24 protein-coding genes are annotated in these 25,175 nt (G+C 58.8%); 17 read left to right on the top strand and 7 right to left on the bottom strand.

The features are described 5' to 3' along the window. Positions 1-186: hypothetical protein (locus AAEZ03_RS19575; protein ID WP_350580874.1), on the top strand; the 186-nt coding region annotated here is incomplete at its 5' end. Here AAEZ03_RS19575 and AAEZ03_RS19570 read toward each other — a convergent pair. Beyond that, positions 183-1,103 carry a histone deacetylase family protein gene (locus AAEZ03_RS19570; RefSeq protein ID WP_350580871.1) on the bottom strand — a complete coding sequence of 307 codons (921 nt, stop codon included), beginning with the start codon at positions 1,101-1,103 and terminating at the stop codon, positions 183-185. The genes AAEZ03_RS19575 and AAEZ03_RS19570 overlap by 4 nt on opposite strands. A gap of 90 nt (positions 1,104-1,193) precedes the next feature. On the opposite strand from AAEZ03_RS19570, the gene AAEZ03_RS19565 reads away from it, so the two are divergent. From AAEZ03_RS19565 to AAEZ03_RS19555, 3 genes are all read left to right on the top strand, one after another. After that, positions 1,194-1,763 carry a GNAT family N-acetyltransferase gene (locus AAEZ03_RS19565; protein WP_350580868.1) on the top strand — a complete coding sequence of 190 codons (570 nt, stop codon included), beginning with the start codon at positions 1,194-1,196 and terminating at the stop codon, positions 1,761-1,763. A gap of 84 nt (positions 1,764-1,847) precedes the next feature. Continuing rightward, the gene (gene tesB / locus AAEZ03_RS19560; RefSeq protein ID WP_123752060.1) at positions 1,848-2,717 is read left to right on the top strand and encodes an acyl-CoA thioesterase II; all 870 of its coding nucleotides are present in this window, start codon (positions 1,848-1,850) and stop codon (positions 2,715-2,717) included. Continuing rightward, complete coding sequence (locus AAEZ03_RS19555) at positions 2,714-3,304, top strand: HAD family hydrolase (RefSeq protein WP_048390604.1); 591 nt, start codon at positions 2,714-2,716, stop codon at positions 3,302-3,304. Before tesB ends, AAEZ03_RS19555 begins: the two co-directional genes overlap by 4 nt. Before the next feature lie 24 nt (positions 3,305-3,328). Here the strand turns inward: AAEZ03_RS19555 and AAEZ03_RS19550 are convergent, their stop codons facing one another. Then, entirely contained in the window at positions 3,329-4,312 is a 984-nt protein-coding gene (locus AAEZ03_RS19550; RefSeq protein WP_350580865.1) for an alpha/beta hydrolase, read from the bottom strand. Further along, the gene (gene ypfJ / locus AAEZ03_RS19545; RefSeq protein ID WP_048367481.1) at positions 4,313-5,206 is read right to left on the bottom strand and encodes a KPN_02809 family neutral zinc metallopeptidase; all 894 of its coding nucleotides are present in this window, start codon (positions 5,204-5,206) and stop codon (positions 4,313-4,315) included. 229 nt (positions 5,207-5,435) lie between these two features. On the opposite strand from ypfJ, the gene AAEZ03_RS19540 reads away from it, so the two are divergent. The 4 genes from AAEZ03_RS19540 to pcaG all read left to right on the top strand — a co-directional run bounded on the left by AAEZ03_RS19540 (position 5,436) and on the right by pcaG (position 8,862). Further along, positions 5,436-6,464 carry a PDDEXK nuclease domain-containing protein gene (locus tag AAEZ03_RS19540; protein ID WP_048390633.1) on the top strand — a complete coding sequence of 343 codons (1,029 nt, stop codon included), beginning with the start codon at positions 5,436-5,438 and terminating at the stop codon, positions 6,462-6,464. 33 nt (positions 6,465-6,497) lie between these two features. Then, positions 6,498-7,427: a pca operon transcription factor PcaQ gene (pcaQ, locus tag AAEZ03_RS19535; protein WP_350580860.1), complete on the top strand. Its 930-nt coding sequence runs from the start codon at positions 6,498-6,500 to the stop codon at positions 7,425-7,427. 98 nt (positions 7,428-7,525) lie between these two features. Continuing rightward, a complete protein-coding gene (pcaH, locus tag AAEZ03_RS19530) occupies positions 7,526-8,245 on the top strand; it encodes a protocatechuate 3,4-dioxygenase subunit beta (protein ID WP_048367478.1) in 720 nt (239 codons plus the stop codon). Between the two features lie 11 nt (positions 8,246-8,256). Further along, positions 8,257-8,862: a protocatechuate 3,4-dioxygenase subunit alpha gene (gene pcaG, locus AAEZ03_RS19525; protein ID WP_048367476.1), complete on the top strand. Its 606-nt coding sequence runs from the start codon at positions 8,257-8,259 to the stop codon at positions 8,860-8,862. 49 nt (positions 8,863-8,911) lie between these two features. Here the strand turns inward: pcaG and AAEZ03_RS19520 are convergent, their stop codons facing one another. After that, positions 8,912-10,630 (bottom strand): FAD-dependent oxidoreductase, encoded by a 1,719-nt coding sequence (locus AAEZ03_RS19520; protein WP_350580858.1) that lies wholly within the window; start codon positions 10,628-10,630, stop codon positions 8,912-8,914. Positions 10,631-10,781: 151 nt separating this feature from the next. On the opposite strand from AAEZ03_RS19520, the gene AAEZ03_RS19515 reads away from it, so the two are divergent. The 4 genes from AAEZ03_RS19515 to AAEZ03_RS19500 all read left to right on the top strand — a co-directional run bounded on the left by AAEZ03_RS19515 (position 10,782) and on the right by AAEZ03_RS19500 (position 14,503). Then, the gene (locus tag AAEZ03_RS19515; protein WP_048367474.1) at positions 10,782-11,561 is read left to right on the top strand and encodes an IclR family transcriptional regulator; all 780 of its coding nucleotides are present in this window, start codon (positions 10,782-10,784) and stop codon (positions 11,559-11,561) included. A gap of 107 nt (positions 11,562-11,668) precedes the next feature. Further along, the gene (locus AAEZ03_RS19510; RefSeq protein ID WP_153375495.1) at positions 11,669-12,724 is read left to right on the top strand and encodes a Gfo/Idh/MocA family protein; all 1,056 of its coding nucleotides are present in this window, start codon (positions 11,669-11,671) and stop codon (positions 12,722-12,724) included. An 11-nt stretch (positions 12,725-12,735) separates the two neighbouring features. Next, positions 12,736-13,551, top strand: a complete 816-nt coding sequence (locus AAEZ03_RS19505) for a sugar phosphate isomerase/epimerase family protein (protein WP_350580854.1) — start codon at positions 12,736-12,738, stop codon at positions 13,549-13,551. Positions 13,552-13,615: 64 nt separating this feature from the next. Continuing rightward, positions 13,616-14,503, top strand: coding sequence for a DMT family transporter (locus AAEZ03_RS19500; RefSeq protein WP_153336343.1), 888 nt, complete (start codon positions 13,616-13,618; stop codon positions 14,501-14,503). 102 nt (positions 14,504-14,605) lie between these two features. Here the strand turns inward: AAEZ03_RS19500 and AAEZ03_RS19495 are convergent, their stop codons facing one another. After that, a complete protein-coding gene (locus tag AAEZ03_RS19495; protein ID WP_048367467.1) occupies positions 14,606-15,937 on the bottom strand; it encodes an MFS transporter in 1,332 nt (443 codons plus the stop codon). A gap of 328 nt (positions 15,938-16,265) precedes the next feature. Between AAEZ03_RS19495 and quiC the strand changes: the two genes are divergently transcribed. After that, on the top strand, positions 16,266-18,176 hold the full coding sequence (quiC, locus tag AAEZ03_RS19490) for a 3-dehydroshikimate dehydratase QuiC (protein WP_278939319.1): 1,911 nt from the start codon (positions 16,266-16,268) through the stop codon (positions 18,174-18,176). A gap of 87 nt (positions 18,177-18,263) precedes the next feature. Further along, positions 18,264-18,941 carry a TetR/AcrR family transcriptional regulator gene (locus AAEZ03_RS19485; protein WP_048367465.1) on the top strand — a complete coding sequence of 226 codons (678 nt, stop codon included), beginning with the start codon at positions 18,264-18,266 and terminating at the stop codon, positions 18,939-18,941. A gap of 13 nt (positions 18,942-18,954) precedes the next feature. On the opposite strand, the gene AAEZ03_RS19480 is transcribed toward AAEZ03_RS19485, so the two are convergent. Together AAEZ03_RS19480 and aroQ are read right to left on the bottom strand one after the other, a co-directional pair. Continuing rightward, positions 18,955-19,815: a shikimate dehydrogenase gene (locus AAEZ03_RS19480; protein ID WP_350580849.1), complete on the bottom strand. Its 861-nt coding sequence runs from the start codon at positions 19,813-19,815 to the stop codon at positions 18,955-18,957. Between the two features lie 4 nt (positions 19,816-19,819). Beyond that, positions 19,820-20,260 (bottom strand): type II 3-dehydroquinate dehydratase, encoded by a 441-nt coding sequence (gene aroQ / locus AAEZ03_RS19475; protein WP_048367462.1) that lies wholly within the window; start codon positions 20,258-20,260, stop codon positions 19,820-19,822. A gap of 234 nt (positions 20,261-20,494) precedes the next feature. On the opposite strand from aroQ, the gene AAEZ03_RS19470 reads away from it, so the two are divergent. The 3 genes from AAEZ03_RS19470 to AAEZ03_RS19460 all read left to right on the top strand — a co-directional run bounded on the left by AAEZ03_RS19470 (position 20,495) and on the right by AAEZ03_RS19460 (position 25,079). Further along, entirely contained in the window at positions 20,495-21,001 is a 507-nt protein-coding gene (locus AAEZ03_RS19470; RefSeq protein ID WP_048390629.1) for an RNA polymerase sigma factor, read from the top strand. An 86-nt stretch (positions 21,002-21,087) separates the two neighbouring features. After that, a complete protein-coding gene (locus AAEZ03_RS19465) occupies positions 21,088-22,098 on the top strand; it encodes a FecR family protein (protein WP_350580844.1) in 1,011 nt (336 codons plus the stop codon). 206 nt (positions 22,099-22,304) lie between these two features. Further along, a complete protein-coding gene (locus AAEZ03_RS19460) occupies positions 22,305-25,079 on the top strand; it encodes a TonB-dependent receptor (protein ID WP_123752071.1) in 2,775 nt (924 codons plus the stop codon). Positions 25,080-25,175 lie beyond the last annotated feature (96 nt).

The raw sequence follows: 25,175 nt of genomic DNA, 5'->3' as shown, positions 1-25,175 counted from the left end.
AGCTTGCCTCGCGATCTTTTGATCTTTTTAAAGATCGCGAGGCAAGCTCGCTCCTACACAGGCAAGGGCTGTACGAAAAACGTACAGCTTTCTGCAGGCCATACGCACCGTGGCCTGCAAGGGCTTTCACTCAGGTTATCCACAGGCAGTTCCACAGGCATTGTGGGTAAAAGACTCACAGCTTAATGACCGCCTAATGACAACCAGACCTTTTGCGCGCTGTGGTGCAAGATCCCGTGGCGCCGCGCCAGCGCCTTGCGGTCTTTGCTGTAGCCGCCGCCAATCACGCCCACCACCGGAATATCCCGGCCCAGACAATGGCGCATCACGCTTTCATCCCGTGCCGCGACGCCCTCATCGGTCAGCTTCAAATAGCCCAAGGCATCGTCTTTATGCACATCCACGCCTGCGTCGTACAACACCAGATCCGGCTGATAAAGCGGCAACAGGTAATTGAGCGCCTCGTCGACCACCTGCAAATACTCGGTGTCGCCCATGCCCATGGGCAGGCTGATGTCCCAGTCGCTTTGCGCCTTGCGAGCCGGAAAATTCTTTTCACAGTGCAGGGAAACGGTAATGGCCTCCGGCGTATGTTCAAGAATCCGCGCCGTGCCATCGCCCTGATGCACGTCACAGTCGAAGATCAGCACGCGGTTGACCCGGCCGCTTTCCAGCAAATAATGGCTAATCACCGCCAGGTCATTGAAGATGCAAAAGCCCGCCGGGTGATCGTAGTGGGCGTGGTGGGTGCCTCCGGCCAAGTGGCAGGCCAGCCCGTGTTCAAGGGCCTGTTCGGCGGCCAGCAGTGAGCCGCCCACGGCGCGAATGGTTCGCCGCGCCAGGGCTTCGCTCCAGGGCAAGCCCAGGCGGCGTTGATCTTCACGGGCCAGTTCGCCGGCCATGTAGCGCTCGATATAGGCGCGGTCATGGGCCAGCGCGAGGATATCCACAGGGCACAGCTCGGGGCGCAGCAAATCGGCATCGCGGGTCAGCCCGGTGTCGATCAGGTGATCGTGCAGCAGGCGGAACTTGTCCATCGGGAAGCGATGCTCCGCAGGGAACTGGGGGCTGTAGTCTTCGTGGTAGATCAGCGGTACGGGCATAAGGATTTCACGTCGGAACGAGCGCTGGATATTAACAGCGCTGTACACTGCTGGGCATGTGCAAAGCCCGGTAACCACTGGAGAGGCCTGATGGAGCAGATCAAAAAGCTGGAAAGTCCGCGTTTGCGCCTGCGCCCCTGGCGTGACACCGACTTGCCAGAGTTCGCTGCCCTGTGCGCTGACCCGCAGGTGATGCGGTACTTCCCGGCGGCCCTGAGTCGCCTCGAAAGCGCAGCCCTGATTGGCCGTTTTCGCGGTCACTTTGCCGAATACGGCTACGGTATGTGGGCATTGGAGCGTAAAGACACCGGCGCCTTTATTGGCTGTACCGGGCTGTTAAATGTCAGTTTTGCCGCTGCATTCACCCCGGCCGTTGAAATAGGCTGGCGACTGGCGCCTGAACATTGGGGGTTGGGCTACGCCAGTGAGGCGGCCTGGGCGGTGTTGCGCTGCGCCTTTGATCGGCTGGCGCTGGATCAAGTGGTGTCGTTCACCAGCGAACCCAACCTGCCATCGCAAAAGGTCATGCAGGCCATCGGCATGCAGCGTGACCTAGACGGCGACTTTGAACATCCCAAGCTGGTTGAAGGTCATCCACTAAGGCCGCATGTGCTGTATCGCATTTCACGGGCACAGTGGCTGGAAACGTTGCACGGTTAAACGGGCTGAGGCCTGAGCCGAAATTTTTTGTTGGCCGACGTAGCGAAGATTACGACGGTATTGCTCTGTGTGAGGAGAGTCTGAATGAGCCAAGTATTGGATGATCTGGTCAACTTGTTGACCCTGGAACCGATTGAAGAGAACCTCTTTCGCGGTAGCAGCCAGGACTTGGGCTTTCGCCAGCTGTTCGGCGGTCAGGTGCTGGGGCAATCGTTGTCGGCCATGAGCCAGACCGTAGAAGACGCTCGGCACGTGCACTCATTGCACGGCTATTTTTTGCGCCCCGGCGATGCCAGCTTGCCGGTGGTGTACCAGGTTGACCGGGTGCGTGACGGTGGCAGTTTCAGCACCCGCCGGGTAACCGCGATCCAGAAGGGCCAACCGATTTTCACCAGCAGCGCGTCGTTTCAATACGATGAGAACGGCTTTGAGCATCAAAACCCGATGCCCGACGTGGTGGGGCCTGAAAACCTGCCATCCGAGCTTGAGATGATTCGCCAGCGCGCGGACCTGATCCCTGAATCAATGCGTGAAAAACTGCTGTGTGCCAAGCCCATCGAGTTCCGCCCGGTGGTGGGTGAAGACCCGTTCAACCCCCAGGTCAGCGATCCGATCAAATACGTGTGGTTTCGCGCCGACGGCACCTTGCCCGACAACCTGGCCCTGCACAAATACCTGCTGGCCTACGCCTCGGACTTCGGCTTGCTGACCACCTCGCTGCTGCCCCATGGCAAAGGTGTGTGGCAACGCGACATGCAAGTGGCCAGTCTCGACCACGCGTTGTGGTTCCACGGCGAGCTGCGCATGGATGACTGGCTGCTCTACGCCATGGACAGCCCGTGGGCCGGTAACTCGCGCGGGTTCTCGCGCGGCAGTGTCTACAACCGCGCGGGCAAACTGGTCGCCTCGGTGACGCAGGAAGGCCTGATACGCCACCGCAAGGACTGGGCATGACACTCAAGGACATCAAGCATTGGGTGTTCGACATGGACGGCACCTTGACCCTCGCCGTGCATGACTTTGCGGCGATTCGTCAGGCATTGGGCATCCCGCCCGAAGACGACATCCTGACCCACCTCAACGGCTTGCCCGCTGACGAAGCGGCTGCCAAGCATGCCTGGTTGCTGGAGCATGAGCGCGAACTGGCATTGGCTTCCACGCCAGCGCCGGGCGCAATCGAGCTGGTGCGCGACCTGGCTGCCCGTGGTTACCGCCTGGGCGTGCTGACGCGTAACGCTCAAGAGCTGGCGCACATCACGCTCAAGGCGATTGGTCTGGATCAGTGCTTTGCGCCGCAGGACGTATTGGGGCGCGAGAACGCCGCGCACAAACCCGACCCCGATGGCCTGCTGCAGTTGGCACAAGCCTGGGCTGTCGCGCCGTCGAACATGGTGATGGTGGGCGACTACCGCTTTGACCTAGCATGCGGCCGTGCGGCCGGGAGCAAAACGGTGTTGGTCAATGTCCCGGACAACCCGTGGCCCGAACTGACCGACTGGCACGCCAAAGACTGCGCCGAACTCCATCAACTGCTGAATTGACTCCCCACCTCTGTAGGAGCGAGCTTACCTCGCGAACAGCGCCTTTTGCCCTTCTGGCGAGGTGAACATTTCATCGCCGTTGTGGCCAACCCCCGGCACTTCAATCAAGCGTTGGTTGAGCCCCTGCGGATGGCGCTGGGTCAGGTAGTCAAAGTAGTTGTGCCCGCGTATCAAGCGATACGCGCCCTGGGCTTCGGCTTCGCAGCTTTTATCCAGCGCCGGATGGTTGGGGTCGGTGTCTTTGGCCCCGAGCAAATAGGTAATGTCGCGGCTCACATAGTTTTGCTCAAGCGTGTGGTGCTTTTGCCCGGCCACGTAGGGGGGCAAGTCTTTCAGTCCGTATTTCCAGGTATTGAAACCGGGGCAGTTGGCCGGATCAAAGGTAGGCACCGGGCGCTGCTTGTCGAAATAAGCGTAGGACGACGGGTTGGCAATCACGTAACGCACCTTGATGCCTTCGGCCTCCAGGGCTTTGTCCGCCTGGGTGGTCAGGGCATAGCGCTGCGCCACTTGTGCACCGCCCGAATGCCCGGCGATGACCACTTCACGCAAATGGGGGAACAACTTGCGGTCACCCAAGCGTTGCAGGATCTGGTCTATGGCTGCGTACGAACTCAAGGGGGTCGGACTGATCGCGGGCTCGCCGGCCATCCAGTCATTGGCGTGCCAGCGCAGCACATCGTTGGGCAACGTGTGGCGGGTGCCATCGCTTTCGTTGAGAAACTGCGGCGCAATCACCAGGGTTGTGGATAACTGTCCGGCTTGCGTCGCGGCTTTTTCGCCACTCTCCAGATAGGTTTGCGCATTGCGCAAGCGGCCATGGATCACAATCAGCGCCCGCTGCACAGCGGGCAACGGTTGATTCCAGTTTTGACTGAGCCCGATATTCAGCTCGCTCGCGCCGATCTTCATCTGATCGGGGCTTAACACTTTGACCCCGTGTTCTGCGGCCATCGCCGAAGAACACGCGAGCACCAGACCGACGACTGCCATCAACCGTTTTGCCATTTAAAGCCTCGCTGCCGAAAAGGTGTCGCACTGATTAATATCACCGTTGGCAAAACCGGTCTTGAACCACCTCACGCGTTGCGCAGAAGTGCCATGGGTGAATGAGTCGGGCATTACGCGCCCTTGTGACTGCTGTTGTAAACGGTCATCACCAATGGCGGTGGCGGCATTGAGAGCGGACTCAATGTCGCCGGGTTCCAGCCAGTCGTGACGTTTTTGCGCAAGGTTGGCCCACACCCCGGCCAGGCAGTCAGCTTGCAGTTCCTGACGCACCAATAAACCGCCGTCACCCTCCATGCGTTTGCCTTGCTGGCGGGCCATCTGCATTTTTGACGAAACCCCCAACAGCGTTTGCACGTGATGCCCCACTTCATGGGCGATCACATACGCCTGGGCAAAATCCCCGGCGGCCTTGAAGCGTTGGGCCATTTCCTGGAAGAAACTCATGTCCAGATAAACCTTCTGGTCAGCCGGGCAATAAAAAGGCCCGCTGGCCGCCGTGGCAAAGCCGCAGGCCGAACTGACCTGGCCGCGAAAGAGCACCAGCGTCGGGTCTTTATAAGTGCGACCTGACTGTTGAAACACCTGGCGCCAAGTGTCTTCGGTGTCGCCCAGAATCGCCCGCACAAAGTCTGCTTGCTGATCATTGGCAGGCGGCGCATGGCCTGCTTGCTGCGTTACCTGAGGTGACGACTGCTCCGTTAATTGGCCGCTGAGCTGGCCGAGAATCTGCAAAGGGTCCTGACCGGTGAGCAGGCCAATCCCGACAATCACCACCACCGCCATCAGGCTCAAGCCTTTACCGCCGCCGATGCGCATTCCTCCACCGCCACCGGTACGTTGATCGCGCACGTCTTCAACGTTGTCGCTACGGCGGCCTTTTTTCCATTGCATGGAGGAATCCTCTGATAAATCTGTTTATTGAGTGTTGCTGCTCGGCAGGCACAGCGCCAGCCCGGCTGTCAGACGTTTGTTGAGCGGTGGATAAGTATGGACGTTGGTCGGATGACTTCACAGAGTTGGCTACATGCCGAGTCGACTGCTTGTAGGTTTGGGCTGACTGACTAAAGGGAGGGCGGAACGTAGGGTGGGCGTGACATTTTTCGTCATGCCCGAGGTTCCCATGCAAAAGAATAATCACGATTTTCCAGGGCCGGCCGAGACGAATGGCTTTGCGCACGTGGTGAAAATGATCAAAAGTGCTCAGCAAAGCGCCGCCATGGCTGTGAATGCGCATCTGATTGAGCTTTATTGGCAAGTCGGTGCTTTTATCAGTCAAAAACTTGAACACGCTGAATGGGGCGATTCTGTTGTCGAGCAACTGGCGGCCCATATTGCCCACACTCAGCCTGGCCTTAGAGGCTTTACCCGTCGAAATTTATTTCGCATGCGTCAATTTTATGAAGCGTACAAGGCAGAGGAACATTTAGTGTCAGCGCTGCTGACACAAATGCCCTGGACGCATCATTTAATGCTGCTGAGCCAATGCTCAATGGCACAGCAGCGAGCGTTCTATATGCGTACGGCAATCGCTCAAAAGTGGTCGAGTCGTGAGTTGGGGCGCCAACTGCAAAGCGCATTATTCGAGAGAACGATCATTCAGCCTGCAAAGCTTTCGCCTGCCTTAAAAGAGCGTATAGAGGACGTTACGAGCATTTTTAAAGACGCTTATGTTCTGGAGTTTCTCCAATTACCCAAGGGGCACAGTGAGTCAGGTTTGCATCAGGGTTTGCTTGGGCATCTAAAAGCATTTCTGACCGAGTTGGGGCATGACTTCTGTTTTGTTGGTTCGCAGTACCCATTGCAGGTTGGCGCTCGTGACTTTGTGGTAGATCTGGTGCTGTTTCACCGAGGTTTGAATTGTCTGGTCGCGATTGAATTAAAGGTCGGGCGCTTCGAACCCGAGCATCTCGGCAAACTCAATTTCTACCTTGAAGCCCTGGACCGGGATCATCGCAGGCCACACGAGAATCCGGCGATTGGGGTTTTATTGTGTGCCAGTAAAGAGGATGAAGTGGTTGAATACGCGCTGAACCGCTCATTGTCCCCGGCATTGATCGCCGAATATCAGACGCATTTGCCGGACAAGAGGCTGTTGCAAGCCAAGCTCCACGAGTTTTATCTGCAAAACGTTCCTGTCGACGATGCGTGACCGCGTCCAGCCCTGCTCGGAGTTTTTACCCCTGTGAACATCGATACCCGCATCAAATACCGTCATCTGGTGTGCTTTCTGGAGATGGCACGCCAAGGCAGTTTGGCGCGGGCGGCGGATGTGTTGGCGGTTAGCCAGCCGGCCATGTCCAAAACCCTCAAGGAGCTTGAAGAGCTGCTGACGGTGAGTCTGTTTGTGCGCAGCAAAAGCGGTATCCGTCTGACCGAGGCCGGGGTGGCTTTCCTGCGTTATGCGACGCCGTCGGTGCAGGCTTTGCGCGAAGGGGTGAGCGCCTTGCGCGGGGGCGAATACTCCGGGGGGACGGTGCGGCTGGGGGTGTTGTCCACCGTTGAGAGCCTGCTGGTGCCTGAGTTGGTGAGCCGCCTGCATGCCCGCCATTCGGCGCTGGTGGTGAGTATCGTGACCGGGCCGAGTGCGTATCTGTTGTCGCAGTTGCGTGTCGGCGATGTTGATTTGGTGATTGGGCGTATGACCGACAGCCCGGAAATTCAGGGCATGAACTTTGAACACCTGTACAGCGAATCGATGACCCTGGTGGTGCGGCCGGGCCATCCGTTGCTGCAGGGCCCGCTGGACCGTAGCCAGCTGGAGCGCTACCCGCTGGTGTTGCCACTGGCCAACACCACCATCCGCACCTTTGCCGACAGCCTGTTTGTGCAGTGCGGCATCAGCCAGTCGCGCCAGCGTCTGGAAACCCTGTCAGTCACGTTGAGCCGCCGCTACGTGCTGCGTAACGATGCAGTGTGGATAGCCCCGCTGGATGCCGTGCGCCTGGACCTGGCCAGCGGCGAACTGCATGAAATTGACCTCGGCCAGCGTGAGCCGGGCGGTTCGATCGGCATTTGCAGTAACGCCCATGTGCCCATGTCGGTGGCGGCCCAAGGCTGTGTCGAGGTACTGCGTGAGCTGGGGCAGGCCTATGCCGAAGGTGTTTATCCATAACCATTTGGTTATGTTATGGGTTGGCCTTTTCAATAGTGCTTGAACCTCTGTTGTTTAAAACTGGCGCCTGGCCTTTATAAAAACAACAGGAGATCGACATGTCTGATGCAGACAGCCGGCGCTTTATCATCCGTGACCGCAACTGGCACCCCAAAGCCCTGACCCCTGACTACAAAACCTCGATTGCCCGTTCCCCGCGCCAGGCGCTGGTGAGCATCCCGCAATCGGTGAGCGAAACCAGTGGCCCTGATTTTTCTCATCTCAAATTCGGCAAGTTCGACAACGACCTGCTGTTGAACTTCAACAATGGCGGTTTGCCGGTCGGTGAACGGATTTTGCTCTCGGGTCGTGTCTGCGACCAATACGGCAAGCCGATCCCGCACACCCTGGTAGAGATCTGGCAAGCCAACGCCGGTGGCCGTTATCGTCACAAAAACGACCGCTATCTGGCCCCGCTGGACCCGAACTTTGGTGGCGTGGGCCGCACGCTCACGGACAGCCAGGGCTATTACAGCTTCCGTACCGTCAAGCCCGGCCCTTACCCGTGGCGCAACGGCCCCAATGACTGGCGCCCGGCGCATATTCACGTGTCGATCAGTGGCCCGTCGATTGCCACGCGCTTGATTACCCAGTTGTATTTCGAAGGCGATCCGCTGATCCCTATGTGCCCGATCGTCAAGTCGATTGCCAACCCTGAGGCGGTGCAAAGCCTGATTGCGCGCCTGGACATGGGCGCCGCCAATCCGATGGATTGCCTGGCCTATCGCTTTGACATCGTGCTGCGCGGTCAGCGCAAGACTCACTTCGAAAACTGCTGAGGAGCCTCGTCATGCCTATCGAACTGCTACCCGAAACGCCATCGCAAACGGCTGGCCCTTACGTGCATATCGGCCTGGCGCTGGCCGCTGCCGGTAACCCGTCACGCCCGGAAGAAATCTGGAACGACATGGCCAAGCCTGACGCGCCGGGCGAGCACATTGTGCTGGTCGGCAACGTCCATGACGGCAATGGCCATTTGGTCCGCGACTCTTTTCTGGAGTTCTGGCAAGCCAACCACGAAGGCGTTTACGACGAACATTTCGACGCCGAAAAGCCTTTCAACAGCTTCGGCCGTACGGCCACAACCTTTGATGCCGGGGAGTGGACGCTCAACACGATCAAGCCGGGCGTGGTCAAAAACGCCGCAGGTGTGCCCATGGCGCCGCACATCAACGTGTCGCTGTTTGCCCGCGGGATCAACATCCATTTGCAGACCCGCCTGTACTTCAGCGACGAGCCGGAGGCCAACGGCAAATGCCCGGTGCTCAACCTGATCGAGCAACCGCAGCGACGTGAAACCCTGATTGCCCATCGCTGCGAAGTGAACGGCAAACCGGCGTACCGTTTTGATATCTATATTCAAGGCCCGAACGAAACGGTGTTCTTCGATTTTTAAGGGCTGCATGTGGGAGCAGGCTAATCCGCCTGACTCCCGCATCAATGACTCACTCGTACTGCGTCACCCCTGCCATATGCCGCCCGGCGATGTAACCAAACGTCAGGGCCGGCCCAAGATTTATCCCACCCGCCGGGTAGTACCCGCCCATGATGCTGGCCATGTCCGTGCCCGCTGCATACAAACCTTTTATCGCCTGACCGTCTGCGTTCAGCACTTGGGCGTGTTCGTTGGTTTTGAGCCCGGCAAAGGTGCCAAAGCAGCCGGGTTCAACCTTGACTGCGTAAAACGGCCCTTTGCTGATCGGTGCTACGCAAGGGTTGGGCTTATGCAGCGGGTCGCCTTGCTTGCGGTTGTACGGGGTTGAGCCGCGCCCAAACTGTGGATCCTGGCCTGTTTGCGCGTGGCGGTTGTAGTCGTCCACGGTGGTTTGCAAGCCCTTGGCGTCAATGCCGCACACGCGGGCCAGGCCTTCCAGGGTGTAGGCGCTTTTCAGGTAGCCGGACTGGATAAACGGCCCCACGGGGATGGGAAACGGCCGCGAGATACCGAGCCCGTAACGGCGCTGGAAGTCACGAGTGCAGATCAGCCACGATGCCACCGGCTCATCGGCTGGGGCTTGTTCCACCATGGCGGTGACGTAATCGTAATAGCCATTGGCTTCGTTGACGAAGCGCTGGCCGTTGCTCAATACGCCAATGATCCCAGGCTTGGCGCGTTCAATGATGTGCGGGAAGTGCCCGATACTGCCGTCGCTGTGCGGGACGCGGGACACCGGAGCCCAGGCGACCGTGGACTGCAAGTCGCTGTTGATCTGACCGCCAGCGCTTTCACCGAGGGTCAGACCATCGCCATTGACGCCCAGCGGCGGCAGGGCCAAGTGTTCGTGGCCGGTCGGTGTGCGCGGAAACAGCGCCTTGCGCCGCTCAATATCATTGGCGAAGCCCCCGGCGGCCAGCACCACCGCTTTGCGGGCGCGAATGCGGATGTCCCCGCGTGCTGTCTTGACCACTGCGCCAGTAACGCCTGCCTCGTCCTGAGTGAGTGATGTGACCGGTGCGGATTCCCACAGCAATACGCCCAAGTCTTCAGCCGACTTGGCCAGTCGCGCCACCAGCGCCACGCCGTTGACCAATTGCAAGGCGCGGCCATGCAGGGCGAGGTCAATCAGGTGGCGGCCAAAGCGCTTGGTCACGTGCCAGGCGGCCGGCAGCGAGCGTGTCAGGTTGAGGAAGGCCGCAAGGTCTGGCCCGGCCATGATCGGCATGCCCATAAAACTGGTTTCGCGCATGGTTTTGCGCAGCCGCTTGAGCAGCTTGCCGACCTCGCGGCCGTTATAGGGCGCGGCGATCACCGAGCGCCCGCCAGTCCCGGCGCCAGGGGTGTCGCCGTGGATGTCGGCAATGGCGTTGCCATCGGCAAACTGCAAGCGGGTATGGCGCTCGAAGAACGCCACCATTCGCGGGCCAGCCTCCAGAAACGCGTCAATCATGGCCGGGTCGTAACGCTCGCCCAATTCATGCTTGAGGTAGGTGCGCGGCAATTCTACGTCTTCAATGATCCCGGCGCGTTTAGCCAGCGGGTTGCACGGCACCCAGGCCCAGCCGCCGGACCAGGCCGTGGCACCGCCGAAGACAGCATCCTTTTCGACCACGATAACTTTTTGCCCGTGCCAGGCGGCCGTGACGGCTGCGGACAAACCGGCCGCACCGGAGCCGACAATCAGCACATCACAGTCGATAACGTCAGGTTGAGGGGCTGCGGTCATGGTGGGGCTCCGGATTGAATCATTTTTGGAATTAAGTTCCAAAATATAAAGATTTGCTCTAAAAACAACAACCCCGAGTGCGTTTGTTCAGTTCCAGCTTTTGCGTTTGCGGGTTTACCTTTTAGAATCCTTTCATTTGCGAGGGCTTTGTATGGCTGGCAGTCAGATCGAACGGGTGTTCAGTGTGCTTGAGAGTCTCACGCAGGAGCCTCGCGGCGTGCCGATGCAAACGCTCGCCGAGCAATTGGGCATCCCTAAAAGTGCGACCCACCGCTTGCTCACCGAGTTGGTGCGGTTGGGCTATGTGCGGCAAAACAGCGAGAACAGCCGTTACCATTTGTCGACCAAGCTGGTCGCCATGGGCTTTCAATACCTGGCCAGCAGCGGGGCCGACATTGTGCAGCCGATCCTTGATCGGCTCGCTCAGGAAACCGGCGAACTGGTGCGTTTAGGGGTGGTGGACGGTGAGCGCCTGACCTGGATCGCCAAGTCCCAGGGCGCCCGCTCAGGCTTGCGCTATGACCCGGATATGGGCCGCGATGCGCCGCTGTATTACACCGCGTCTGGGCATGCCTGGCTGGCCAGCATGAGCGATGCCATGGCTTTGGCACAGGTTGAACGCCAGGGCATTACGCCCCCCGAAGGCGTGGGGCCGAATGCGCCGCACTCCAATGTGGAGTTGCTCGAGCGTCTGCGTATCGCCCGTGAGCAGGGCTATGCCTGCGTAGAAGAAAGCTCGGCGATTGGCACCAGCGCCATTGCCGCCGTGGTGCGCAGCCCGCTGGGCAAGCATGTGGTCGGCGTGTTGAGTGTGGCAGGCCCCAGTGCACGCCTGCCTCAGGCCCGCTTGCACGAGCTGGCGCCATTGCTGCTGCAGTTCACCGAGGAGTTGTCAGTGGCCTGCCAGGCATCTGAACTGTTCGATGCCTGACGGCTAAATTGAACGGAGTAGTTAATTTATCTTGCAAGAAAGTGGAACCAGATTCTAAATTAATCGGAATTCTGTGATTCCATAATTCTTACAAGAGGATCAGCATTTTGAACGCTCCACTGCGTATCGCTTTGGTGGGCGCCGGCATCATGGGCCGCCAGCACCTTCATCATCTAAAAGGCCTCGACAGCGCTGTGCTCTGCGCGGTCGCAGACCCTGCGCCGCAGTCGGCCGGGTTTGCGGCGCAATGCGGGGTCGAATGGTTTGCTGACACGGCGCAGATGTTGGCGGCCGCAAAGCCCGATGGCGTGATCATCGCAAACCCCAACACCTTGCACGTGAGCACGGCGCTGACCTGCCTGGCAGCGGGTGTGCCGGTGCTGCTGGAGAAACCCGTAGGCGTGGATCTGGCAGAAGTGCGTACGCTGGTGGCGGCGTCCCGGGACAGCGGCGTGCCGGTGTTGGTGGGCCATCATCGACGCCACAACCCGCTGATAGTGCGGGCGCATGAGCTGGTGCACAGCGGGGCGCTGGGGCGTCTGAGTACGGTGACCGCGTTGTGGCAACTGCAAAAGCCCGAGAGCTATTTCGATATCCCGTGGCGGCGTGAGGCCGGGGCGGGGATGCTGCTGACCAACCTGATCCACGACCTGGATCTGCTGCGCCATTTGTGTGGCGAAGTGCGGCAGGTGCAGGCCATCACCAGCAATGCCGTGCGCGGCTATGGCAATGAGGACTGTGCGGCGGTCTTGCTGCAATTTGAAAACGGTGCGCTCGGCACATTGACCGGCTCTGATGCCGTGGCCGCGCCCTGGAGCTGGGAACTGGACTCGGGGGAAAACCCGGTGTATCCGCGCCAGAGCGATCAACCCTGCTATTTGCTGGCAGGCACCGGTGGGGCGTTAAGCATCCCGCAGCTCAAACGCTGGCATTACGCCGAGGACGGCGCGGGCTGGCACCAGCCGTTGCTGGTCGAGCAAGAAGCCTTCAAGCCCGATGAAGCCCTGCGTTTGCAACTGGAACATTTTGTTCGGGTGATTCGACGCGAGGTTGCGCCGTTGGTGAGCGCGGCGGATGCCGCCCGCACCCTGGCGCTGATTGAAGCCATTCGTGAAGCCGCTGCCACTGGCCGGGCCTGCGCCCCAGCCCCTATCGACGCCTGAAAGAGCCCACTATGAATTCTCGCCCTTTGTCCCTTGCTGCCCTGACCGTGCTGGAAGTCTCGCCGGTCGACATGATCGACATTGCCGCCCGCACCGGCTACAGCCATGTCGGTCTGCGCCTCGAACCTGCCACGCCAGAGGAGTATCACTTCCCGCTGGTCAATGACCCGGCTTTACGCAGGCAAACCCTCAAGCGCCTGCACGACACCGGTATCAAAGTGCTCGATATCGAGATTCTTCGCTTGAAGCCGCAGACCTGCGTGTCAGATTTCGACAAGATCCTGGCTGTGGGCGCTGAATTCGGCGCCACCGAGTTGCTGGTGGCCGGCAATGACCCCGATGAACAACGCATGACCGATAACTTTGCGCAATTGTGTGACTTGAGTCGCCCTTACGGGATCTATCCTCATCTTGAGTTCATGCCGTGGACCGATGCCAAGAACCTGCAGCAGGCGGTGCGGGTGGTTGAGCAGGCGGGCCGCGTCAATGGCTGCGTATTGGTCGATGCCTTCCATTTCAACCGCTCTGGCTCAAGCCTTGAAGACCTGAGCCGGGTAGAGCCGTCGCGCATGCGCTATATGCAGTTGTGCGACGTGGCGGGGCCAACGCCCGATGACATGCAGGAAATTTTGCGCCAGGCGCGTAATGAGCGGCGTTTTCCCGGCGACGGTGACTGCGATTTGCTCGGCTTGCTGAGATTACTGCCCAAAGACATACCGCTGAGCCTTGAAATCCCCTGCGTAGAACTTCAGGCACAAGGCGTCAGCGCCGAACAACGGGCGCAATGGGCGATTGATAAAACCCGGGTGCTTTTGCAACAGCTGTAGTGCGTAGCGCCCGGGTGCGGGTGGCTGAGTGCTGTGAGTCCATTGCTCCACATTGAGGTGTTCGATGACATTGCCTACGCCACTCTCAGGCGTTAACCAGCCACTCAAGGGCATTCTGCTGATCGTGATCGCGACGGCGTTGTTCTCCAGTCACGACGCGCTCTCCAAGTACTTGAGCGGTTTGTACCCCGTAGTGATGGTGGTGTGGGCGCGCTATATGGTGCACACCTTGCTGATGGCCAGTTACTTCTTGCCTCAGTCGGGGCTACGGGTGCTGCGCAGCAAGCGCCCGTTGCTACAGGTGTACCGGGCGATCTGTTTGCTGGGGTCCGGGCTGTTCTTCACCTTCGGGCTGCTGTACATCCCGTTGGCGGAAAACACTGCGGTTAACTTTTTGGCACCGTTATTGGTGGCGGCCCTGTCCGGGCCGTTGCTGGGCGAAAAAGTCACCCGGGGGCAATGGATTGCAGTGAGCTGCGGGTTTATCGGCGTGGTGGTGATCATCCATCCGGGGGGCGACTTGTTCACCCCGGCGGTGCTGCTGCCGATGTCGGCAGCGCTGTGTTTCAGTTGCTACCAGATCCTCACGCGCAAACTCAGCCTGTACGACACACCGACCACCAGTAACTTTTTTGCCGGGTTGTTTAACGCGCTGGTGCTGAGTGCGATGGTGCCGTTCTTTTGGCAGACGCCGACCTTGGTGCATGGCCTCGAAATGCTCGCACTTGGTTCGTTGGGCATGACTGCGCACTTGCTCCTGACACAGTCGTTCCGCCTCGCCGCACCGGCATTGCTGGCGCCTTTTAGTTACTGCCAGATTGTGTTTTCCGGGTTGCTGGGCTGGCTGCTGTTCAACCACACGCCGGACCTGACCTCACGGATCGGCATCGCGATTGTCTGCATCAGCGGGTTAGCGGCGGCTTGGCAACAGCGCAAGAAAAGGGCGGTTTAACCCTCAACTCCCTGTAGAAGCGAGCTTGCCTCGCGATCTTTTGACCTGAAAAAAAACCCCTCTCCCGAAGGAGAAGGGCTGTTTGAACGCTTCGGATCGAACTCAAACCTGCGGGATTTTTCGCGGGGCCATGAAGTACATCCACGTCAGCGCAATGAAGTACATCGCCGGAATCATGGTGAACAACACGGTGTAGTTGTTGTTGGTGACAGTCAGTACATAACCCACGATTTGCGTCATGAACATGCCGCCGATGGCCGCGCACATGCCGCCAAAGCCGAACACCGTGCCCATCATGTGTTTAGGCGTGTAGTCCATCACCATGCTCCACACGTTGGCGGTCCAGGCCTGGTGCGCGCCCAGGGCCAATGCGATGGCGCCCACGGCAACCCACAGTTGGCTGGAGCCAGCGGCCATGACCACGCCGATGATGCATATCGCACACAGGAACATCGACACCAGCCGTGCCTTGACCGCCGCCATGCCGCGACTGATCAGCATCGAAGACAAAATCCCGCCACCGACGCTGCCGAAGTCGGCCGTGATGTAGATGATGATCAACGGGATGCCCATCTGCGTCACGTTGATGCCCAGGTTGTATTGCTGGTTCAAGAACGGCGGCAGCCAGTACAGGTAGAACCAGAACACCGGTGCGGTCAGCGAGTAAGACAACGCAAAGGCCCAAGTCCCGCGCATTTTCAGGATCGTGCCGAAACTGACTTTCTGTTGCTCCGGTTCTTTTTCGCTCTGGATGTAGTCCAGTTCCTGTTTGCTCACCGTTGGGTGCTCTTCAGGGTTGTAGTACTTCAGCCCCCAGAAGATCAGCCAGATACCGCCCAACGCCGCCATGCACAGAAACGCGGCTTGCCAGCCCCACACATGCAGCACCAGAGGCAACAGCATCGGGGTGAACATGGCGCCGACGTTGGTCCCGGCGTTGAAGATACCGCTGGCCACTGCGCGCTCACCGGCGGGGAACCACAGGCGCGTGGTTTTCACGCAGGCAGGGTAGTTGGCGGCTTCGGTCAGGCCGAGAATAAAGCGGCACATCATAAAGCCGACGGCCGAGGTGGCCAGGCCGTGGGCGCCGGTCGCCAGGCTCCACAGCAACACGGCGCAGAAGAACACGCGTTTGACCCCGATCCGGTCGATCAGGCGACCTTGCAGGACGAAGCCAATGGCGTAGCCCACCTGAAACCAGAAGTTGATGTTGGCGTAGTCCATCGCCGTCCAGCTCATTTCCTTGGCCAGAATCGGTTGCATCACGCCCAGTGCGGCGCGGTCGATGTAGTTCAGCGTGGTCGCGAAAAACACCAGGGCGAGCATGCCCCAGCGGGTTTTACCAATGGCCATGGCGCCGCGGATCTTGTCGCCAATACCGGCGTGCGGGGTGCTTTGGGCAGAGTTGACGTGTGTCGATTGAGAAGGGGTCATGGCTATTTACCCGTCCGTTGAAAGGTCGGGTACCACGCCGGCGGCAGAGCAAAGCAGAGCGTCATATCAATAAGAGCAAGCATGAGTGGTTACCCGTTTTTTTTGGAATTGTTATGTGGTGTTGTGCAGCATTTATTGCAAAAGGTACGGGTTGGATGGTGGCGATTGGACAAAAAGTCGTCAATTCAACAAAGGGCATAGTGTTCGATAATCGCACGCAAAACTAACCGGTTGGTACAGACTGGTTGCTCAATGATAGGGTGCCCTTAATAATCAGGCTATTAGAAATGCCGTCGGTTGCAGGCGGTGGCAATCATGGGAGTGTTAAATGAAGCGTTCAATCGCCACTGTTTCCTTGAGCGGCACCTTGCCGGAAAAGCTCGACGCCATTGCCGCAGCGGGTTTTGACGGGGTTGAGATCTTTGAAAATGACCTGCTGTACTACGACGGCAGCCCTCGCGAAGTGCGCCAGATCTGCGCAGACCTCGGCCTGGAAATCAGCCTGTTCCAACCGTTCCGTGACTTTGAAGGCTGCCGCCGCGACCGTCTGGCGCGCAACCTCGACCGCGCCGAGCGCAAATTCGACTTGATGCAGGAACTCGGTACCGACCTGGTATTGGTGTGCAGCAATGCCGCCGCCGACTCGGTGGGTGACCGGCAAATCCTGCTGGACGACTTGAGCCTGCTGGCCGAGCGCGCCGGGGCGCGGAACCTGCGCATCGGCTACGAAGCCCTGGCCTGGGGGCGGCACGTCAACACCTGGCAACAGGTCTGGGATCTGGTGCGCGAGATCGACCATCCGAGCCTTGGGGTGCTGCTCGACAGCTTCCACACCTTGTCGCTCAAAGGCGACCCGAGCGGCATTGCGCAGATTCCCGGCGACAAGATCTTCTTTGTGCAAATGGCCGACGCGCCCATTTTGGCGATGGACGTGCTGGAGTGGAGCCGCCACTTCCGTTGCTTCCCGGGGCAGGGCGAGTTCGACTTGCCGGGCTTTCTGGCGCCGATCATTCAGAGCGGCTACACCGGGCCTCTGTCGCTGGAGATCTTTAATGACGGCTTCCGCGCAGCGCCTACCCGCGCCAATGCGGCAGATGGCCTGCGTTCATTGCTGTACCTCGAAGAGAAAACCCGCGAGCGGCTGGTCCAGGAGGCCGCGCCTGCCGCCAGCCTTGAGCCGTTGTTCGCGCCGCCCAAGGCCAGTGACTACAAGGGCATCGAGTTTCTGGAGTTCGCCGTCGATGACAATCAGGGCGCGCAACTGACCCACTGGCTTGAGCGTTTGGGCTTCAGCAAAGCCGGTCAGCACCGCTCCAAAAATGTCAGCTTGCTGCGTCAGGGCGACATCAACCTGGTGCTCAACGCCGAGCCTTATTCGTTTGGGCATAACTTTTTTGAGGCGCACGGCCCGTCGCTGTGCGCCACCGCCATTCGCGTGCAAGACAGCGCCAGCGCGCTGGCCCGTGCCGTGGCCTATAAAGGCCAGCCCTATCGAGGCCTGGTCGGCCCCAATGAGCTGGAACTGGCGGCGGTTCGTGCGCCGGATGGCAGCCTGATTTATCTGGTCGATCAGGACGAAGCGGGTAACCCGTTGTACGAATCGGACTTCAACCTTGCGACCGCCCACACCGGCCAAGGCGGGCTCAAGCGCATTGACCACATGGCCATGGCGCTGCCAGCCGACAGCCTCGACAGCTGGGTGCTGTTCTACAAGAGCCTGCTGGACTTTGAAGCGGATGACGAAGTGGTGCTGCCCGACCCGTACGGGTTGGTCAAAAGCCGCGCATTGCGTAGCCGTTGCAGCACGATTCGTTTGCCGCTGAACATTTCCGAGAACAAAAACACCGCCATCTCACATGCGTTGTCGAGTTATCGCGGCTCCGGTGTGCATCACATTGCGTTTGAGTGCGACGACCTGTTTGCTGAAGTCAGCCGCGCCAAAGCCGCAGGCGTGCCGCTGCTGGATATCCCGTTGAACTACTACGACGACCTGGCGGCGCGCTTTGATTTTGACGATGAGTTCTTGAGCGAACTGGCCTACTTCAACGTCTTGTACGACCGCGACGCTCAGGGCGGTGAGTTGTTTCATGTGTACACCGAGCCGTTTGCCGGGCGCTTCTTCTTTGAGTTGTTGCAGCGCAAAAACGGCTATGCCGGCTATGGCGCGGCCAACGTGGCGGTACGTTTGGCGGCGATGGCCAAGTCGCGCACCGGGGCGGTGCGTCAGGCCAAGCTGTAGGACGTTGCGCGAATACGTTTGTCGACTTCCTTCGATGAACCTCTCGGGCCATAATCGCGGCCATCTTCCGATGGCCGTGAGCCTGTAATGACCCAGATAACAGAAGTCGACACCGATGCCACGGCGCCCGCAGTCGAACCGCGCAAGAGCCGGAAAAACAACCCGGAAAAGACCCGCGAAAACATCCTTCAGGAAGCCCTGGCCGAGTTCGTCGAACAAGGGCTGGCGGGCGCACGCGTGGATGCCATCGCGGAGCGTACCCGCACGTCCAAACGCATGATCTATTACTACTTCACCAGCAAAGAGCAGCTCTACGTCGAAGTGCTGGAGAAGCTCTACGGCGAGATCCGCAGCACCGAAAACCTGCTGCACCTGGATGAAATGGAACCCCGGCAGGCGATTAAAAAGCTGGTTGAATTTACCTTTGATCACCACGACCTGAACGCCGATTTTGTGCGCATGGTCAGCGTTGAAAATATCCACAAGGGCGAGTACATCAAGCGTTCGGAAGGCATCAAGGCCATGAACGACACGATTGTTCATGCCCTCGAAGAGATCCTGCGCCGAGGCGTTGAGCAGCAGGTGTTCCGCCCAGGTTTAAATCCGCTGGACGTGCACCTGCTGGTCAGTTCGTTCTGTTTTTACCGCGTGTCCAACCGCTACACAGTCGGTGAGATTTTTCAGATCGACTTGTCCGACCCGCAGGTTAAACAGCGTCAGCGCGAGATGATCTGCGACTCGGTGCTGCGCTATCTACAGGTGTGAGTGAGACAAGGCCTTAGCCGTTCATTTCCTGGAAGTGCGCGAGTAGGCGTGAGGCGTCAGCGCTGGCGCCGCTGATCAGTTCAAACGCCTTGACCGCCTGAAACACCGCCATGTTGCCGCCATCCAGCGTGCGGCAACCCAGCGCGCGGGCATGGCGCAGCAACTCGGTTTGCAGCGGGAAGTACACAATCTCGGCCACCCACAGTTCTGAGCGCAACCATTGTGCGGGCACGGGCATGCCCGGCAGCTTGGCCATGCCCATGGGCGTGGTGTTGACCAGCCCGTCGGCCTTGCTCAGCGAGGCCTCAAGGTCAGTGCCCGCCCTGGCCCGTGAACCGGCAAAGTGTTGATTCAAGTTGTCTGCCAGGCTCTGTGCGCGGGCTTGGTCGACGTCAAAAATATCCAGCCGGTGTACGCCTTCGCTGAGCAATGCGTAGGCCACCGCAGAGCCTGCGCCACCCGCGCCCATTTGCACCACGTGCTGCACGGCAACGCCGCTCAAGCCGCGACGAAAACCTTCGGCAAACCCCGAACAGTCGGTGTTGTGCCCTATGCGTTTGCCGTCCCGGAAAATCACCGTGTTTACGGCTCCAATACCGCGGGCTTGATCAGATAACTCGTCCAGCCACGGCATAATCGCCTGCTTGCACGGGTAGGTAATGTTCAAGCCGCTGAAGCCCATACGCTCAGCGGCGGTCAGCAGGTCGGGCAGGGCGTTGTTATCGAGCTGCAACACGTCCAGATCGATCAACTGGTACACGTAACGCAGCCCTTGCGCCTCGCCTTCGCGCTCGTGCATTGCCGGCGTGCGGGAGGCCTGGATACCGGCGCCGATCAGCCCTGCCAACACTGACTTGGGGGTGTGGGTCGACATGCGCTTAGCCCTTCAATTGGCGGCTGAGGTGTTGCAAGGCCAAGCGATAACCGTTGCTGCCAAACCCGCACAACACGGCTTGGGCAATGCCCGAGACGAAGGAGTGATGGCGGAAGGCTTCGCGGGTATGGACGTTGGACAGGTGCACTTCGATCACCGGCAGTTCACTGGCGACCAAGGCATCGCGAATGGCCACCGAGGTGTGGGTCCAGGCGGCCGGGTTGATCACAATCGCGGCGCAGCGCTGGCGAGCGCCATGGATCCAGTCGAGCAGTTCGCCTTCGTGGTTGGTTTGGCGAAACTCAACGTTCAAGCCTTCTTCGCGGGCCGTCTGGCCGCACAAATTGGCAATGTCTGCCAGCGTTTCGTGGCCGTAAATACCGGGTTCGCGGGTGCCAAGCAAGTTCAGGTTGGGGCCGTTAAGCACCAGGACGATAGGGGACATAGCAAGCCAACTCTACTTTGTTTTTATAGGGTCGCCTGAGCGCTGCTCAAGCGGTTGGCTTAAATTGTACCAGCCGGTTAATAAGGTCAATTGGGTGATAAATGCCGACGCCGCTTTGTGCCATTAAGTGGGCGTTTATCGAACAATGCGCGAGTCCCGCTAATATCAATTGAAAATCATTCTCGACAAAAAGTAAGATAGCCGCCCCTTTTCCTCATGCGTCAGGGAGTCGGTTTGTCGGATATGGACCTCAAGGGCTTGTTCCTCAAGCATGCCAGTACCCTGCGCGGGTACCTGGCGCGCAAGGTGCGAGACCCGCAGTTGGCCGCCGATCTGGTGCAGGAGAGCTTCCTGCGCCTGGCCGAGCGCGGGCGCAAGGAACAGATCGACAACTCCCCCGGTTACCTCTACCGCGTGGCGGGCAACCTGCTGGTCGATCACATCCGCCAGGAAACCCGGCGCAAGACCGACTCGGTGACGCACGAGGCCTTGGCTGACATTGAGGACGAAATGGCAGAGCTGGAGGCTCAGGCAATGGCTGAACAACAGCGCATGGCGCTCAAGCAGGCACTGTCAGAGCTGCCCGAGCGCACCCAGGAAATCTTCCGCCTCAACCGTATCGAAGGCATGACCCATGCAGAAGTGGCGCGCCAACTTGATATTTCTGACAGCTCCGTGCAAAAGCATCTGTCCAAAGCGCTGGCGTATGTCATGCAACGACTACAAGCAGCTGAGAAATAACCTACCTGAGTTTCGATAAACGGCTTACTGAATATCGGCAGGCCAGACGTCACTGCTTATACATAACGAGAAATTGAGATTCACACGTGAATAGCCAAGGCCGCGAACAACAGATCATCACTGAGACGGCCGCCGAGTGGGCGGTGCGCCTGCACGCGGGTGACCTGGACGCGGCGGCGCAGGCGCAACTCGAACAATGGTTGGCCGCTGATGAGCGCCACGCGCCTGCCTTGCAGTTTGCCAAGCAAACCTGGGCGGCCTTGGGGGCCTTGGCGCAGGACCCGGAAATGGCCAGGCCAACCCCACGCCGTCAGCGCCCGGAAGCGCCGCGCCCTGCGCCGGTGACTCGGCGCAGGCGCCCGCTGCGTTGGGTCGGGCGTGCTGCGGTACTGTCCTTGGTCTTGGCAGTGGGCTGGATCAGCGGCCCGACGGTGCTGATCAATATGCAGTCCGACTACCGCACCGGTGCAGGAGAAATCCGTACCGTGCAGCTTGATGACGGCAGTTCGGTGGAGCTGGATGCGTCGAGCGCCATCCGCATCGACTACGACACCTACGAACGGCGAATCAGCCTGCTGGCGGGCTCGGCAGTGTTTGACGTGGCGCCGATGGGCGAGGCAGAAGTACGGCCCTTTGTGGTGCAAAGCGCAGGCGGGCAAACCAAAGCCCTGGGCACACAATTTGTTGTCGGGCGGCAGAGTAGCGACCAGGCCTGGGTTGGGGTGTTGCAACACAGCGTCGCTGTGAGCCTGCAAAGCCGGCCGGTTCAAGGCGCGGTCCGACAAACCCTGCAAGAGGGGCAAAGTGTGCGGTACAGCGCGCGCAATGGCGTGCACCCCTTACCCGGTTATGACCTGAGTGCGGCCACCAGTTGGCGGCGCGGCGTGCTGATTTTTGATCGCCAGCCGTTGGCCCACGTGATCGAGCAACTCAACCGTTACCGCCCCGGGCAAATCGTTCTGGCCAACCGTGCCTTGGCCGATCGGCAAGTCAGCGGCGTCTTCCGCCTCGAAATGCTCGACAGCGCCTTGCACACCCTCACTCAGGAATTGCACGTCAAACGTGTGGAACTGGCAGGCGTCAGCCTGATTTATTAAACCGATCCCTGTAGGAACGAGCTTGCCTCGCGATCTTTGAAGGTCAAAAGATCGCGAGGCAAGCTCGTTCCTACGCGGGTTTCATCAACCAAATCCGGCTTCTGAAAATTATTCGCAAAAACCTTTACTGACTTTTCCCCGCCCGTTCGTCTTGCTATTGAGATTCATTCTCATGACAAAACACGTAAGCCTGGGGATAACAAAAAATGGTCGTTAGTCAGCGCAAAGGGAAGCAGCCCGCAAGCCGGTTGGCCTTTGCTGTACATGTGGGAATATTGGCCGTATTGGCGGCCCATGCACCGGTGCACGCCGTTGAAAAAGTCAGCAGCGCCATTGCGCAAGAATTCATCGCCTTCCACATCCCGGCGCAGCCGCTGGACAAAGCGGTGCTGGTGTTTGCCGAGCAAGCCGGTTTGCAGGTGCTGTTCGACAGCCAGATGCTGCGTGGCCTGACTTCGCAGCCCCTTAACGGTGACTTCGGTGTGCAGGAAGGCCTGGCGCGCCTGCTGGGCAGCAACCCGGTGGAATACCGCTTTACGGGTGAACGCCAAGTGACCTTGACCCGTGTGAGCGGTGAGGCCAAAGGTGCGCTGGCGCTGGGCACCACCTCGGTGACCGCCAGTGAGAACGGCAACGGCGCAGACTGGGTGTACCAAACGCCCCAAGCGGTGTCAGTGATAACCCGCGAGCAAATCAACAAGCGTGCCCCGCGCCATGCCGCCGACATGCTCGAAGAAACCCCCGGCGTGTACACGGCTGTCGACCAGCGTGACCCAGGTTTGTCGATCAATATTCGTGGGGTTCAGGACTATGGCCGGGTCAACATGAACGTTGACGGCATGCGCCAGAACTTCAACGTCAACGGCCACCAGCACCGCAATGGCGTGATGCTGATCGACCCGGAAATGGTCTCCAGCATCGAAATCGACAAAGGCTCGCAGTCCACCCTGGGCGGTGCCGGCGTTATCGGGGGGATCGCCACATTCAGAACCCTCGAAGCCAGTGACTTCCTGAAAGACGGCAAAGAATACGGCGGGCGCATTCGTGCGGGCAGCGGTATCGGCAACATGGGCAACGGCACCTATTTCAACGGTGGCGGGGTGTTCGCGTTTGGCAACGATATCGGTGATGCCTTGTTTGCCGTGAGCGAGCGGCACTTCGGCAACTACCGCAGCGGACGGCAGCATGCGGGCAATTTAGGGTCTCAAATGCGGCTCAAGGATGTACGCCCCGAAGCCTGGAAAAGCTGGCTGAAAAGTGAAGTCGGTGACGCAGGCAGCGTGACCCGCTCGCAAATGGCCAAGTTCGGTCTCAACCTGCCGAACGACCAGCGTGTGCAGTTGAGTTACCTGAACACCGACAGCGACAGCAATGATGCCTGGACCTACCTCAAGGCTGATCAGTCGGGTTATGACTATGTTCGGCACAGCAAAAACAACCTGAGCACCGCCAACTACGCGATTGATTACAGCTGGAACCCGGACAACGAACTGATCGATCTGAAGGCCAAGCTGTATTACGTCGACACGCAACTGGACCGTGCCAATGCCCGGCATAACGCCACGGCAGACAACGCCTTTGGTGCTTATAAAGACCGTTTCCAGACGGAGACCTGGGGCGGGTTGGTGCAAAACACCTCACTGTTCAACTTCGACACCTATGGTCAGTTGAGTGTGAATTACGGCCTGGAGATGTATCAGGACACATTCACGCCGCGCACCAACAAAGTGGCCGCCGTCAACGAACAGTCGCTACCTTATGTAGAGGGCGCGAACCCCTCTGGCAAGCGAACTATGGCCAGTCTGTTCAGTAATCTGGAGTATGACTACAACGGTTGGTTGAACCTGAGCGGTGGTTTGCGCTATGACCGCTATCGCCTGGAAGGTAAAACAGGCATGACGCTTTTCGAACGACAAATCATTCGTTATGAAAATGGTGTGCCGGTGGTCAATCTCGACCCAGGTAAGCGCGTCGAAAAGATGTACGACGTGGACAATGAGAGCGGTCATTTTTCGCCGACCTTTGGCATCGCCATCAAGCCCGGTGTGGACTGGCTGCAACTGTATTCTCATGTCGGTAAAGGCTGGCGCCCACCGGCAGTGACGGAGGTGTTCATGACAGGGCGCCCCCATGCGGGCGAAGCACCTGAGCGGGTATTCCCAAATCCTTTCCTCAAGGCTGAAGAGTCGAAAGACTGGGAGGTGGGTTTCAATATCTTCAAAGAGTCGCTGTTCTTCGATAATGACCGGCTCGGGATGAAGGTGTCGTACTTCGATAACCGAATCAAGAATTTCTCGTTTATGCAGTACGGTATTAGCCTGCCGGAGGCCGCGACGAGTAATTTTGGTGACTTGGCGTACGTTAATAATCTGAGTGATACACGTTTTCGAGGTGTTGAATATCAACTTAATTACGACATGGGGCGGGCTTATACAAACTTGAGTTATACCCATATGATCGGCAGTAATGACTTTTGTTCCAAGCGCTATTACATGGGTGGAGCGAAAACAACAGGGAAAACACTCAAAAGTTATATAGAGCGCTATGTACGTCCGGATGGAAAAATAGGCATTCGTCCTGTCAGCGAAAAAGAGTGGCTGGATGATGATGTGAAAAATAACGCGGTTGATTGTGGCGGGATAATGGGCAATGCGACGTACATGCCTGCGGATCGAGGCTCATTAACCATTGGTGCGCGCTTCCTGGAGCGGCGTTTGGATACAGGCGTTCGCCTGCGCTACAGCCCTGGCAACGGCAGAGATCTTAATGCGCATAACTATAAGTCCATCGAACAGGCCATGTGGCCTAAATACAGTGTCTATGACCTGTATGCCAGTTACTGGATGACTGACGATTTTAATATTTCGTTGGTGATGGAAAACGCTACGGACGAAGCCTACTTTGTTGCTATGGGTGATGTTAATAACTTGAGTCTGGCGCGCGGGCGGACACTGAGCGGTATGCTCGAATATAAGTTTTAAGTAGAAAACATATTCCTTATTAAAGAATTTGCCCATGTCGGGTAAATGCACACGTTCGTGTGCGCTCACTAAAACTGTCCAAGGAAAAGGTTAAGA

It is taken from the genome of Pseudomonas sp. HY2-MNA-CIBAN-0224, from assembly GCF_040310285.1.
Lineage (GTDB): Bacteria > Pseudomonadota > Gammaproteobacteria > Pseudomonadales > Pseudomonadaceae > Aquipseudomonas > Aquipseudomonas helleri.
The sequence above is the reverse complement of the archived record's forward strand: the minus strand, read 5'-3'. Positions and strand labels throughout refer to the sequence as shown.

What these genes read in the sequence shown, in the direction of transcription:
- AAEZ03_RS19570 (WP_350580871.1), bottom strand. Translation starts at nt 1,103, where the DNA reads ATGCCCGTACCGCTGATCTACCACGAAGACTACAGCCCCCAGTTCCCT.
- AAEZ03_RS19565 (WP_350580868.1), top strand. Translation starts at nt 1,194, where the DNA reads ATGGAGCAGATCAAAAAGCTGGAAAGTCCGCGTTTGCGCCTGCGCCCC.
- tesB (WP_123752060.1), top strand. Translation starts at nt 1,848, where the DNA reads ATGAGCCAAGTATTGGATGATCTGGTCAACTTGTTGACCCTGGAACCG.
- AAEZ03_RS19555 (WP_048390604.1), top strand. Translation starts at nt 2,714, where the DNA reads ATGACACTCAAGGACATCAAGCATTGGGTGTTCGACATGGACGGCACC.
- AAEZ03_RS19550 (WP_350580865.1), bottom strand. Translation starts at nt 4,312, where the DNA reads ATGGCAAAACGGTTGATGGCAGTCGTCGGTCTGGTGCTCGCGTGTTCT.
- ypfJ (WP_048367481.1), bottom strand. Translation starts at nt 5,206, where the DNA reads ATGCAATGGAAAAAAGGCCGCCGTAGCGACAACGTTGAAGACGTGCGC.
- AAEZ03_RS19540 (WP_048390633.1), top strand. Translation starts at nt 5,436, where the DNA reads ATGCAAAAGAATAATCACGATTTTCCAGGGCCGGCCGAGACGAATGGC.
- pcaH (WP_048367478.1), top strand. Translation starts at nt 7,526, where the DNA reads ATGTCTGATGCAGACAGCCGGCGCTTTATCATCCGTGACCGCAACTGG.
- pcaG (WP_048367476.1), top strand. Translation starts at nt 8,257, where the DNA reads ATGCCTATCGAACTGCTACCCGAAACGCCATCGCAAACGGCTGGCCCT.
- AAEZ03_RS19520 (WP_350580858.1), bottom strand. Translation starts at nt 10,630, where the DNA reads ATGACCGCAGCCCCTCAACCTGACGTTATCGACTGTGATGTGCTGATT.
- AAEZ03_RS19515 (WP_048367474.1), top strand. Translation starts at nt 10,782, where the DNA reads ATGGCTGGCAGTCAGATCGAACGGGTGTTCAGTGTGCTTGAGAGTCTC.
- AAEZ03_RS19505 (WP_350580854.1), top strand. Translation starts at nt 12,736, where the DNA reads ATGAATTCTCGCCCTTTGTCCCTTGCTGCCCTGACCGTGCTGGAAGTC.
- AAEZ03_RS19500 (WP_153336343.1), top strand. Translation starts at nt 13,616, where the DNA reads ATGACATTGCCTACGCCACTCTCAGGCGTTAACCAGCCACTCAAGGGC.
- AAEZ03_RS19495 (WP_048367467.1), bottom strand. Translation starts at nt 15,937, where the DNA reads ATGACCCCTTCTCAATCGACACACGTCAACTCTGCCCAAAGCACCCCG.
- quiC (WP_278939319.1), top strand. Translation starts at nt 16,266, where the DNA reads ATGAAGCGTTCAATCGCCACTGTTTCCTTGAGCGGCACCTTGCCGGAA.
- AAEZ03_RS19485 (WP_048367465.1), top strand. Translation starts at nt 18,264, where the DNA reads ATGACCCAGATAACAGAAGTCGACACCGATGCCACGGCGCCCGCAGTC.
- AAEZ03_RS19480 (WP_350580849.1), bottom strand. Translation starts at nt 19,815, where the DNA reads ATGTCGACCCACACCCCCAAGTCAGTGTTGGCAGGGCTGATCGGCGCC.
- aroQ (WP_048367462.1), bottom strand. Translation starts at nt 20,260, where the DNA reads ATGTCCCCTATCGTCCTGGTGCTTAACGGCCCCAACCTGAACTTGCTT.
- AAEZ03_RS19460 (WP_123752071.1), top strand. Translation starts at nt 22,305, where the DNA reads ATGGTCGTTAGTCAGCGCAAAGGGAAGCAGCCCGCAAGCCGGTTGGCC.